Raw genomic sequence first — 11,978 nt, 5'->3', positions numbered from 1 at the left:
GCGCGCATGTAGGCGATCTAGTCGACTTCCTGGGCGCCATTCCGGCGTTCGGCGAGCATGTAGTCGATCTGGTCGACTTCCTGGTCGCCATTCCGGCGATTGGCGCGCATGTAGGCGATCTGGTCGACTTCCTGGGCGCCATTCCGGCGATTGGCGCGCATGTAGGCGATCTAGTCGACTTCCTGGTCGCCATTCCAGCGTCAGGCGCGCATGTAGTCGATCTGGTCGACTTCCTTGTCGCCATTCCAGCGTCAGGCGCGCATGTAGTCGATCTAGTCGACTTCCTGGGCGCCATTCCAGCGTCAGGCGCGCATGTAGTCGATCTAGTCGACTTCCTGGTCGCCATTCCAGCGTCAGAAGCGCATGTAGTCGATCTGGTCGACTTCTTGGACGCCATTCCGGCGTTCGGCGTGCTTGTTGCCGATCCGGCGGTCTTCTTCGGCGGCACTTCGCAAATCTCTTGTCGACAACGGTCGGTGTGCCGGGCCTATCTCAATCCTATGTCATGGTAACGGTTGTCCGCTGTCTCGCGCACGAGCGCCTTCAGTGCGGCGATCGCCTGCTCCTCGGCCTGTCGTGCGGCCTCGAACAGCAATATCCGCTCCGCATCCGGCAGGCCGGGCTCGGCCGCGATTCGCTCGAACAGCCGCGAGACCTCGCCGTAACACTCGGCCGCAGCCGCGACTTCCGGCCATGCGCCTGCCCTTTGCGCCGCATGCTCGTCCACCTCGCGTGTCACCGCCGCAGCCTGCGACCGCACTCCCGCCGCACCGGCCGTGTACTCGGCCAGATCACGCTTAAACGCGGCATAGGTCGCGAACGTCTCGCGGGCGCCGTCCCGATCGTAGTCGCCGCTCCGCAGCGCCGTCACGATTGCGTCATAAGCCGCGCGGCCGCAGGCATAACCCCGCTCCGGCAGCGCCAGGTCATGCGTCTCCCACTTAAAAATCGCCTGAAGAAACGATTCCTTCACGATCGCATGCTCGTCCATCGGGATTCGGCCCTCGATGATTTGATAGTACCAATACGGCGTTCCGTTGTTGCCGAAGCGCTCATAGGGCAGTTCGCGAAGCTGCGAATCCCGCCCGTCCGAATAATAGAGCACGCTTCTTTCATCGTCGTAACCCGCCGCGACGACGAATTCGCCATGCCAGAACACGGCTCCGGCGCCGCGGTCGATCGATGCCTTGATCTCGGCGATCGCCAGCTCCCGATACAGCGGCCACGTCGGCTGGAAGACGAATCCCATGTGCTGCGAAGACGTCATTCCGGTGAAGTCTGCCGCCAGGAAATTCTCGGAATGCCAGTTGTAAGCCGTCGCGGATTCCGCCGTCAGCCGCCGGTTCACTGTGAATCGGAACCCCGTCACGGTCATGCCCGACAGCATGGCCTTCGACCCGCGGAACCACCCCCTGTGAATTAATACCGCGTGAAGCGCGTCCGTATAAGGGCGTCGCTCCGACCGCATTCGCAGCCCTTCCAGCACAACCATTCCCATCTCGCGTCACGTCGCTTTCCTCTTTATCTCGCGGAGGATATCCCCCACCGCGGAACGGTATCGCGCCTTGGATCGGGGTATTGCCGGGACAGCTCCCGAAAGAGCTCCATCGCCCGCTCCTCAAGCGCGGCCGCCTGCTCCAACGCCCCGATAAGTCCCTGCGCGTTCTCCAAGCTCCAGCCGTCGAACAAGCCCGCAAGCTCTCCGTACCGGCTGCCCGCCTCCGCCAACTGCGGCCACAGATGGGCGACTTCCGCCAAGTAACGCCGAATCTCGTCCCTTGCATATACGAACGATGAGAGGATATACCGCGCTCCGCCCTCGTCGTAATCTCCGCTTCTCAAAGCCTGAGTCAGATACGAGTAAGCGAGCCGGCCGGAGCCGATATCCGTATTCGGCAGCGTTCTGTACGGAGTGTCCCAGTCGTGCAGCGCGAGCCGGACGGACTCGAGAACCATCGTCTCCAGCGGCACCCGAACCGCCCCGCCGAACGTGCGAGCATACCAGAACTCCGTGAAGTTGAGGCCGAAGTTATCGTACAATACAATGCGGTCGTCGCTGGAGTATCCGTCCTGTATGTAGAAAATCCGGTCTTCGTCGTCATACCCGTGAATGACTCCGAACTCCGGGAGCCAATAGATGACGCCGACGCCTTCATCGAGACTTCTCTTCACCCAACGGATGGCGTCCTGCTGATAGAATCGAAAGGTCGGATGCCGGCTTCGGCCTCCGTCCCATATCGTCAGTACCCCGATGTTGTCGACGCCGGGGCTGTGCTCATCGCCCCAATTGCCATAGGCGGACACCGACAGCGGCAGCAGGCGCTCGTGGACGGAGAACTTGAACGCCATGCCGGTCAAGCCGGAGAGCATATACTTCGGTCCCTCGAACATTCCGGCCGCGGTCAGCACCGCATGGAGGCTGTCGGCGAATGACTTCGACTCTCGCTTCATGCGGATATCCTTCAGATAAACGCCGCTCATCTAACCATTCCCTCCGTCGATCCGATTCAACATGTCCGCACACCTCTCGCGAAGCTTGTTCTTCAGCCACTTCGGCGCTAGAATCGCCTCCCACGAAGCCGTCGCCAGATGCCTCATGAACGCGTCGATATCGTGAAAATCCACCTCGTACACGCCCGCCTCTTCCGAAGCTCGCGCGGTGAAGCCATTCCAGTTCCCGCCGGCCAGCGCGTCCTTTAGCCGCAATCTCGCCGTGAACGGCTTGCGCACGGGCAGCGCCTCCGCTTCCGGCATGCCGGCCTCCGACTCGGCCGGGTCGAAGCTCCGGTCCGTCACCGTCAGATCATCGATACCGTCCAATCTGAACAACTGATGCTTGGACGTGGATTCGCAATAGGCCGCCACGTAATCCGTATTGTAGTGCGACAGAAGCCGCAGCGGATGAACGGTCCGGCTGCTGCCCTCGTATCCGAGCCGGACCGCGCGGGCTTCGCGGATCGCGCTGGACAATCGCAGCATTGTCTGCAGCAGCTTCGGATTCGCGTCGAAGAGCGGCAGCCGGCTGTATATCTCCGTCTCTTCTTCGCCGGTGAACCGATCGAGCAAATGGGCGACGCGGCGTGCGGCTTCGGCGTTATCATAGTTGTATTGCCGGTAACGGTGAACGAGGAAACGAAGCACCTTCTTCTCCTCTTCGGTCATATACAAATGCGGGAGCACGTACGTCTGATCCTCGTACGTGTAGCCGCGATGCTTGGCCAGATAGACGAGCGGGGCTCTCAGGGTCGATTCCATATATTCGATATCGCGCTGCGCCTGCCGCCGGGAGATCTCGAACTTCTCCGCGATCGAGCCGCTGTTCGGATAGCCGCCTACCCGGATCTGTTGATCAAACCACTGAATCCGGTGGATCTGGCTCATAGGGACCAGGCTCCTTCCTGAACGAATCCTTCCTCACCGCTCCATTACACCACGAGCGCCGGACACGGGCAAGCAGTTCCAGCAGCAAGCCCGTTCCTTCATCGAAGAAACGGGCCTGCCGGCAAGCGATTCAGACGACAGCAGAATCGACTCGGGCTTGCTCCGAGCCTTGACATCTCTTGCACACCTTCAAAGCGGTGCCGTCGGACTTCGTCCGGGGATACAACAGTTTGATTCGGCGAGTACCGCATACCGGACAAGTCCCGCGTCCGCGGGACGGCAAACTCCATAGCACGCGGCCCCTCTTCGTTTTGGCCATTTTAGAGACCCCTTTGCAATGTTCGAATGGTGGTGTTACGGCCCCATTATAGAACAACTGGTACGACATATAATGTCGTACCAGTTGGGTTGGATAGATGATTTATTCAACGTCTTAATCGAACTTGTACGTCCAGAACCGCTCATACCCGAATCGCTCCTGGATATCCGGATCGGCGAACGTCTTGTTGCCGAGCATCGGCGCGATCTGGAACTGGGAGCGATGCGCTTCGATGGACGCCAGCTTCTGGGACATGAACTCCCTCACATCGTGGCGCACGTCGGGCTGCCCGATCTCGTCTATATTTTTGGCGAAGGCCATGCACAGAACGACAGGTCTCTCTCCCGCCGGCAGCTTGCCCACCGTGCGAACGACCGCCGCACCGCAAGCGTCATGGTCCGGATGAACTGCATATCCAGGGTAGAAAGTATAAATCCGCGAAGGCCGAACCTCCGCAATCACGGCGCCGATCTTCTCATCCAGCAGGTCCTGGTCCTCGAACTCGATCGTCTTGTCATGGAATCCGAGCATCCGCAAATCTTGAATGCCGATCGCGCGGCACGATTGCTCCAGCTCCTGCTTGCGGATCGACGGCAGCGTCACGCGATTCGCGAAGGGCGGAACGCCCATGTTGCGCCCCATCTCCCCAAGCGTCAGGCAAGCGTAAGTCACCTGCGCTCCGTTCTTGATATGCTGGGCCAGCGTGCCCGACAAGCCGAAGCATTCGTCATCCGGATGCGGCAGTACGACTAGAATATGGGTCCCCATCGATTCGTTCATCCCCTTTCCTCAGAACGGCTCGCGGCTAAGCTGCAAAGCGACGACCAGCTTGCCTTCGCTATTGTGGCCTGCCATGATCAGCCGATCCGTCTCGCTCTCTTCGTAATGCGTCAGACCTTCCGTGTATACCCAGCCCTGGCCCAGCTTCAATCCGACGCGATAATAGGGATCAACTCCCGAGATCGAGCCATGCGAGAAGCGGATGACGGCGTTGCTAATGAAGTTCGCAGCCGGATGCTTCGAGCTATCATGATGGGCGGCGTATGCCCCGGTTGTCATCTCCATGTGAACGTATATATCTTGGTCTGTGAAAAGCTCAATTCTGCGCTGAACCTCCGACGGTATAATGCGCTGCATCATCGTGGTCTCCCCCCAATCTGAACGAATAGGCGCACATATTGCAGATTCGCCTCGTTATCATCTAACATTAGAAAACCTGCTTGCCGATGTCAAGGCGACCCGACTGAACAGCCTTCCCCCCGTCAGCCATGCTCCTCTTCTAGCTGCTTATAGTGGATGATTTTCTCCTCGATCTTGCCCAGATGGCAATACAGGTCAGCTAGCTGGCTCCGAATGCTCCGCTCATGCAGCTCCAGAAGCTCGCGGCGTTGCCGGACCGTCGTCTCTCCTTCGCTGCGCAGCGAGGAGAACCGGATCATCTCCTGAATCGGCATCCCCGTCTCGCGCAATCGAATTAAGAATTCAAGCCAGGCAACATCCGATTCCGAGTACAGCCGATAGCCGTTGGCATCCCGTTCGATTCCCCGAATGAGACTGATCTTCTCGTAATACCGAAGCGTGTGGGCGGTTAGCCCCGTAAGCTGCGAGACCTCTTGAATTGTATAGGTTGTCTTCGTCATGAGACCATTATATCAAAAATCAGCTTGCCTTAGAGCGCGCTCTAAACGATACGATAGCTCCATCGCGAATGGCGGCCGAAGCGCGATATTAAATTAGGAAGCAGCAGATGGAGGTTGTCCGATGACGGATGAACGTTATGAACGCGGATGGGAGCAGCTGTTGAGAATTGACGGCGAGGGCGGCAAGCGCGTTATCGAATCGCTGCGGGATATCGCTCCCGACCTGGGCCGGTATGTGGTTGAATTTGCCTTCGGCGATATTTACGCCCGGCCGGGACTGGATGCCCGGCAGAGACAATTGGCGACGATCGCCTCCCTCACGACGCTGGGAGGATGTGAATCGCAGTTGAATGTCCATATCAACGCGGCTCTGAACGTTGGGCTCACGGCAAGCGAAGTGGTGGAGACCCTCATGCATTGTGCGCCATATACGGGCTTTCCGCGAGTGCTGAACGCCGTATTCGTGGCCAAGCGGATTTTCGCGGAAAGGGAGCATCATGTGATAGGGGGACGGGGAGACAGCGGGGACGGGTAACAAAGCCAAAGTTCAGGTGCCACATCTCATTTGAGAAGCAAAACCCCCGCTGGCCGGCTCTGACGGCTTGCGGGGGTGCTTGGCGCAGAATGGCGCGCGTTCTGTAACCCGGCTTCGCCCGCTTACAGCGCGTCAGCTCGCGTTGCTCGGTTCTGTAACCCGGCTTCGCCGGCTTACAGCGTGTCAGCTTGCGTTGCTCGGTTCTGTAACCCGGCTTCGCCCGCTTACAGCGCGTCAGCTTGCGTTGCTCGGTTCTGTAACCCGGCTCCGCCCGCTTACAGCGCGTCAGCTCGCGTTGCTCGGTTCTGTAACCCGGCTTCGCCCGCTTACAGCGCGTCAGCTTGCGTTGCTCGGTTCTGTAACCCGGCTTCGCCCGCTTACAGCGTGTCAGCTTGCGTTGCTCGGCTCTGTAACCCGGCGTGCGCCGGTTACGTCCGGAACCGGCCTTGCAGCCGGCCGAGCAGGACGTCGGCCAGAATGGCCAGCGCCGCCGCCGGGATCGCGCCCGCATAGATCTGCACGTTGTTGCGCAGATTGAGCCCGGCATAGATCTCGCGGCCGAGCCCGTCGCCGCCGATCAGCGGCGCGAGCGTCGCGACGCCGATCGCGATGACGGCGGCGACGCGCAGCCCCGCCGTCAAGAACGGCAGAGACAGCGGCATCTGGATTCGCAGCAGCAATTGCAGCTGGTTCATGCCGACCCCGCGGCCCGCGTCGACCACACTCTTGTCGACCTGCTTCAGGCCGACGTACGTATGCCGGATGACCGGAAGCAGCGAATAGAGGAACAGGCCGACGACGATCGTCTTGAAGCCAAGCCCGAGGAAGATCATCAGCAGCGCCAGCAGCGCCAGGCTCGGCAGCACTTGAATGACATTGGCCACCGCCAGAATGACGGAAGCGAGCCGTTCATTCTTCGCGCTGACGACGCCGAGCGGGATGCCCACGACGAGCGCGAGCCCCAGGCCGCACAGCACCATGACGATATGTCCCCACGTTAAGCTGAGCAGATGCGGCCAGTTGTCCTGCAGGTAAGTCAGCAGATTGGTATTCCCCATACGTCTCACCTCCTACGTTCAAATTCGCGCGTTCGCGCAGGGTTGCGTGAATTGGGCCGACGGCGATCAATACGTCTCCCGTTCGGCATTCGGCCGTCGCGTAAGATTACGTCCTCATCAGTCCCTACTTCGGCAGCCCTTACTTCAGCAACCCTTACCTCATCAGTCCTTACACCAGCAATCCTTACTTCAACAAGCCCTGCTTCTGCAGATACTCCACCGCGACTTCTTGCGGCGTGCGCTTGTTCACGTCTACTTCGTAGTTCAGCGACGTCATCGTCTCCGCGTCGATCTTGCCGATGAGCGGCGAGATCGCGTCTTCGATGCCCGGATACTTCTCCAGCGTGTCATTGCGCACGACCGGCGATGCGTCATACGGCGGGAAGAACTGCTTGTCGTCCGCCAGCGTCTGCAGGTTGTACTGCTTGATGCCGGGGTCGGTCGTATAAGCGAGCACGACGTCCACTTCCTTGTCCGCGACCGCCTTGTAGACGAGAGAGATCTCCATCGGGAACGTCTTGGCGAACTTGAAGCCATATACATCAGTGAAGGCATTATAGCCGTCGTTCTCCCGTTCGAGCCACGTCGTATCCACGCCGATCCGCATATCGCCGGCCAGATCCTTCAAGTCGGACACTGACTTCAGCCCGTTCTCATCCGCGACTTCCTTGCGCACGGTGAAGGCATACGTATTCTCGAAGCCGAGCCCGTCGAACCACTTGAAGCCGTAGGTCTTGTCGAACCCTTCCTGCGCCTGCTTCAGCACTTCCGCGCGGTCCTTCGTATCTTCAATATCGAAGTAGCCGTTGAAGATCTCCCCCGAATACAGCGTAGCCATCTGAATATCGCCCGCCTTCATCGACTGAATAACGATCGGGCTGGCCGCGAGGTCGGGCACAATGTCGACCTTCACATCGGTCTGGTCTTCGATCAACGCTTTGTACATCTCGGCGAGAATCTTCGGCTCCGTGTACGTCTGCGTTCCGATCTTAATCGAGCCGGATGCGGCGCTACCGCCGTTCTTCCCTCCGCATGCGGTGACGACAACGGATAACATCAGGACAATTGCAGCGACGATAAAAAGTTGTTTTCTCATATCTTCCTCCTATGATTGCAGTTCATGAATTACCTTAAATAAGCGATGCTTCCGACTTGGACGTTCTCGCCCGCTTCGACAGATGCTTCTCCAGCGCCCCCAGCAGGCGGTCGGCGAGCAGCGCCAGCACGATCGCGCAAGCGGCCGCGGAGACGATCAGCTCCGTCCGGTTCACGCCGATGCCCGAGACGATGAGCTGTCCCAAGCCGCCGGCGCCGATCAGAGCCGCGAGCGTCGTCCAGCTGATCACGTACACCGTCGTCAGGCGAATGCCGGACATGATGTACGGGAATGCAAGCGGAAGCTGAATCTGCAGCAGTTGCTGCGTTCGGCTGTAGCCCATCCCCCTGGCCGATTCCAGAATCGAAGGGTCGACCGATTGGAACCCCGCGTACGTGTTGCGCAGAATCGGCAGCAGCGAATATAGGAACAAGGCGAAGATGGCAGGCTTAACGCCAATTCCCAGCAGCGGGATGAGCAGAGCGAGCAGCGCGAGGCTCGGGATCGTCTGGAACAGATTCGCAATGGTGAAAATAACGCTGTGCACCCACTTCTTCCGATTGCCGGACAAGTAAATGCCAAGCGGCACCGCCACGAGGACGCCGAGCAGAATGGCGACGGCGGATATGGTCAGATGCTCCCGCGCCGCTGTCAGCAGATCCGGGTAGCGGTCCCGCCAGAATTCCAGATAATCAGCCCACATTGGCCGTCTCCCCCGATTCTTCGGAATAGACCTCCGCCAGATGGCTGACCACGGACCCTCTGGTGATGAGGCCGACGAATTCGTTGTCGTCCCGGATGACCGGCACATTCGGCAGCTGGTGCGCGCTCATCAGCTGCAACGCAACGGATAGCGGTGTATTCGTCTTCACCGCATGCTCGATTGGCTTCATGACGTCGGCCACCGTCTTGCTCTCGTCCGTGTAATGGTCGAGAACCTGATAGATCGACACCGATCCGACGAGACGGTTGCCCTTGTCGACGATGAGGAGCGAATCGACGCGCCGCTTCTCCATCATCTTCACCGCTTCGGCCAAGCCTCTGGTCGGGGAAGCGACCGCAGGCGATTCGACCATGACGTCGCTCGCAACAGGGAGGCTGCCGCGCAGCGGATGCTCCAGCTGCATTCTTTTCTGACCGATGAAGCTCTTCACGAAGTCGTTCGCCGGATGGCGCAGAATTCGCTCCGGCGGTCCCGCCTGCACGATCTCGCCGTCATTCATCAGGACGATCGTGTCGGCGAGCTTAATCGCTTCGTCCATGTCGTGCGTGACGAATACGATCGTCTTCTTCAGCTCGTGCTGCAGCCGAATGAGCTCATCCTGCAGCTGCTCGCGGCTGATCGGGTCGAGCGCGCTGAACGGCTCATCCATCAGAATGATCGACGGGTCCGCCGCCAGCGCCCGAATGACGCCGATGCGCTGCTGTTGGCCGCCGCTAAGCTCCGACGGATAGCGGTTCCCGAAGATGCGCGGGTCCAGCCCGACCATCGACAACAGCTCGTTCACCTTGCTCGCGATTCTCGCTTTGTCCCACTTCAGCATCCGGGGCACGACGCCGACGTTCCGCGCGATGTTCATGTGCGGGAACAGGCCGATGTTCTGGATCACGTAACCGATCTTGCGCCGCAGCGCAACCGGGTCCACTGTCGAGATGTCCTGCCCATCGACCAGAATATGGCCGGAGGACGGACTGATGAGCCGGTTGATCAGCTTCATCGTCGTCGTCTTGCCGCAGCCGCTGGGACCGATCAGCACCGTAATCTCACCCTGCTTAATCTCCAGATTCAAGTTCTTGAGCACTTGATGCCCGTCGTCGTAAACCTTGTTAACGCCGTCAAATTGGATCATGATATCTCCTCCTTATCCTCGGCGGATCTATATTTGATATGACAAAACAAGACCAGTGCAGAGCACCGTCCTACTCTCCGGCTATTCACATGTTCGATGCGCGAACGCGATTAGATAGAGGCTGAAGCGGTAATGCGAGGAGGAAGCGGATTGCGAACTGCGGACTGCCACAGAATGGGCTGTAAAGGATACCGCTGTTATTTCGCTGGGTTTTTATTACTATAACAAACATATGGATAACTGACAACCTTAATTACATAAATAAGTTGTTTGTAAAAGTTTGGACGGACCTGTTAATTAAGAAAGACCCCGAGCGAATTGCGCTCGAGGCCTTAATGGGCAATGCCTATCTCTTAGTTAATAAAATCAACGTATTGAAGCAGCCGCTTCAGCATGACGGCCGCTTCCGCGCGCGTCGCGTTGTTGTCCGGCACGAAGGCGGAAGAGGTGATGCCGGAGATAATCCCGGCTTGGACGGCTTCGGATACGGCGTCCTTCGCCCACGCGTCAATGTCGGCGCGGTCGTTAAACGCGTTCAGCGAATCCGCTTGAGCGGCGGCCGGGTGGCCGGCAGCGCTTAGCGCGTTGGCCGCCATCACCGCCATCTGTTCGCGGGTGATCGGCGCGTCCGGCTTGAAGGTTCCATCGGCATAGCCGCTGACCAGCTCAGCTTGAACGGCGGCACCAATGGAACCGGCATACCAAGCATCCGCCTGCACATCGCTGAAGGAAGCCGATTCAGCATCCGGGCTCAGCGCCATGGAACGCACGAGCAGCGTCGCGAACTCGGCGCGGGTAATGTTCTGTCCCGGCGCGAAGTTCGAGTCGGTCACGCCGCTGATGATCATCTTGGAGGTCAGCAGCTCGATATCCGACTTCGCCCAGTGCTCCTTGATATCATCGAACGACTTGGCGTACGTCGCAACCGAATAGATGCTGTTGCCGTTCCGTTTGAATACCGCATGAGTAGCCCCATCTTGTCCTGTGGTGAATACCGTCGGCACGAAGGACATAGCCCCGGTAGCAGGATCAAAGACGAAGCCTGTCGATGTGTTCGGGTCGATCGATTGGTGAACGACCATCTCGCGGCTGACATACGTGCGGCCGAAGTCATTCAGCTCGATCGTCTTGCCGCTGCCTTCAGCCGTGACAGCGAAATCGATGGAACGATCCAACGACTGGGCACCCCGCTTATTGGCTGCTGCTTTAATCTGATCGTTGATATTCGATCCTGGCGAGGAGATATTCACATGAATGATAGCGTTCGACGTTCCAAGCTCTTGCGCGATGGCATTCAGGTCCAGAACCGCTAGCGGCAGAGAGTAGGATTCTTCGCCCGATTGGAGGAGAATAACCGCATTCGGAGCGTTCTGCACGCCTTCCGCGAGCGCGGATGCCGGTAGAGAGACGCTGGTCGTCCCATTCGCCGCTATGGCGTCGATCGCGATGGAGATGACTGGCTGGCTCGCATCGCTCTTCTGCAGTTGGCTGAACGAATCGGCAAGCGCCTGATTGTCGACGGTGACGGTCGTCGTCACTTGGCCGTCGGGGCCGGTGACGCTGACGGACTTGACTTTGCTGGGGTCGATGCTGACTTGCCCGTCCTTACCGGGAGCGGCGGCGCCCGGATCGATGATTACGGTACCAGAGCCGGGGCTTCCAGGAGTGCCCGGATTGTCCGGGTTGCCAGGGTTGCCAGGGTTGTCCGGGCTGCCGGGGTCGCTCGAATTATCTGGAGCCGTCACGGTTAAATTCTGCTGGGCAACCATGGTTCCCCGCCCTGCGACCACCTGGTAAGTTCCGGCAGGCTCATTGCTGCCCAACACGAACGAATCCGTGAAGACGCCGTCGGTTACTTCGACGATATTGAAGAACACGATATCTCCCGTAGGACGCACCACTTTGATAATAACTTCGCTATCCGAAGTCGTTCCCGAGATCGTCACCTTGCCGCCGAGCTCGATCGAGTTTATCGGATTAAGCGTCACCTGCGGCGCCGATTCAGCCGCCGATGCCATGATCGGCACGGCCGTCATGGAACCCGACAGTGCCAGGACTGCCGCCAGCGACATTTTGGTTAAGAGCTTTTGAGGTTTCAC

At 59.0% G+C, this 11,978-nt stretch carries 14 protein-coding genes; 2 read left to right on the top strand and 12 right to left on the bottom strand.

Features of this window, described 5'->3' with window-relative positions; translation table 11 throughout:
• Positions 1-512 (top strand): hypothetical protein (locus H4Q31_RS01165; RefSeq protein WP_221626684.1); only part of this gene is annotated, 512 nt, incomplete at its 5' end.
• On the opposite strand, the gene H4Q31_RS01160 is transcribed toward H4Q31_RS01165, so the two are convergent.
• The 7 genes from H4Q31_RS01160 to H4Q31_RS01135 all read right to left on the bottom strand — a co-directional run bounded on the left by H4Q31_RS01160 (position 488) and on the right by H4Q31_RS01135 (position 5,340).
• Positions 488-1,498, bottom strand: a complete 1,011-nt coding sequence (locus tag H4Q31_RS01160; protein WP_185177233.1) for a hypothetical protein — start codon at positions 1,496-1,498, stop codon at positions 488-490. The two genes, H4Q31_RS01165 and H4Q31_RS01160, sit on opposite strands and share 25 nt — an antisense overlap.
• Positions 1,499-1,521: 23 nt before the next feature.
• Positions 1,522-2,481 (bottom strand): cysteine peptidase family C39 domain-containing protein, encoded by a 960-nt coding sequence (locus H4Q31_RS01155; protein WP_185177232.1) that lies wholly within the window; start codon positions 2,479-2,481, stop codon positions 1,522-1,524.
• Positions 2,482-3,381, bottom strand: a complete 900-nt coding sequence (locus tag H4Q31_RS01150) for a helix-turn-helix transcriptional regulator (protein ID WP_185177231.1) — start codon at positions 3,379-3,381, stop codon at positions 2,482-2,484.
• Between the two features lie 130 nt (positions 3,382-3,511).
• Complete coding sequence (locus tag H4Q31_RS21450; protein ID WP_245347207.1) at positions 3,512-3,700, bottom strand: hypothetical protein; 189 nt, start codon at positions 3,698-3,700, stop codon at positions 3,512-3,514.
• 114 nt (positions 3,701-3,814) lie between these two features.
• Positions 3,815-4,468 (bottom strand): bacillithiol biosynthesis deacetylase BshB2, encoded by a 654-nt coding sequence (gene bshB2, locus H4Q31_RS01145; protein WP_185177239.1) that lies wholly within the window; start codon positions 4,466-4,468, stop codon positions 3,815-3,817.
• A 21-nt stretch (positions 4,469-4,489) separates the two neighbouring features.
• Positions 4,490-4,837 carry a YojF family protein gene (locus H4Q31_RS01140; RefSeq protein ID WP_185177238.1) on the bottom strand — a complete coding sequence of 116 codons (348 nt, stop codon included), beginning with the start codon at positions 4,835-4,837 and terminating at the stop codon, positions 4,490-4,492.
• A gap of 125 nt (positions 4,838-4,962) precedes the next feature.
• Positions 4,963-5,340: a MerR family transcriptional regulator gene (locus H4Q31_RS01135; protein ID WP_185177230.1), complete on the bottom strand. Its 378-nt coding sequence runs from the start codon at positions 5,338-5,340 to the stop codon at positions 4,963-4,965.
• Positions 5,341-5,461: 121 nt separating this feature from the next.
• On the opposite strand from H4Q31_RS01135, the gene H4Q31_RS01130 reads away from it, so the two are divergent.
• On the top strand, positions 5,462-5,875 hold the full coding sequence (locus H4Q31_RS01130) for a carboxymuconolactone decarboxylase family protein (RefSeq protein WP_185177229.1): 414 nt from the start codon (positions 5,462-5,464) through the stop codon (positions 5,873-5,875).
• Between the two features lie 428 nt (positions 5,876-6,303).
• On the opposite strand, the gene H4Q31_RS01125 is transcribed toward H4Q31_RS01130, so the two are convergent.
• From H4Q31_RS01125 to H4Q31_RS21735, 5 genes are all read right to left on the bottom strand, one after another.
• Positions 6,304-6,933 carry an ABC transporter permease gene (locus H4Q31_RS01125; RefSeq protein ID WP_185177228.1) on the bottom strand — a complete coding sequence of 210 codons (630 nt, stop codon included), beginning with the start codon at positions 6,931-6,933 and terminating at the stop codon, positions 6,304-6,306.
• Positions 6,934-7,117: 184 nt separating this feature from the next.
• Positions 7,118-8,029, bottom strand: coding sequence for a glycine betaine ABC transporter substrate-binding protein (locus H4Q31_RS01120; protein WP_185177227.1), 912 nt, complete (start codon positions 8,027-8,029; stop codon positions 7,118-7,120).
• A 34-nt stretch (positions 8,030-8,063) separates the two neighbouring features.
• Complete coding sequence (locus H4Q31_RS01115) at positions 8,064-8,732, bottom strand: ABC transporter permease (protein WP_185177226.1); 669 nt, start codon at positions 8,730-8,732, stop codon at positions 8,064-8,066.
• The gene (locus tag H4Q31_RS01110; RefSeq protein ID WP_185177225.1) at positions 8,722-9,879 is read right to left on the bottom strand and encodes an ABC transporter ATP-binding protein; all 1,158 of its coding nucleotides are present in this window, start codon (positions 9,877-9,879) and stop codon (positions 8,722-8,724) included. The genes H4Q31_RS01115 and H4Q31_RS01110 overlap by 11 nt, the downstream gene beginning before the upstream one ends.
• Before the next feature lie 353 nt (positions 9,880-10,232).
• Complete coding sequence (locus H4Q31_RS21735; protein ID WP_185177224.1) at positions 10,233-11,978, bottom strand: S-layer homology domain-containing protein; 1,746 nt, start codon at positions 11,976-11,978, stop codon at positions 10,233-10,235.

The sequence above is a fragment of the Cohnella lubricantis genome, assembly GCF_014212015.1.
Lineage (GTDB): Bacteria > Bacillota > Bacilli > Paenibacillales > Paenibacillaceae > Cohnella > Cohnella lubricantis.
The sequence above is the reverse complement of the archived record's forward strand: the minus strand, read 5'-3'. Positions and strand labels throughout refer to the sequence as shown.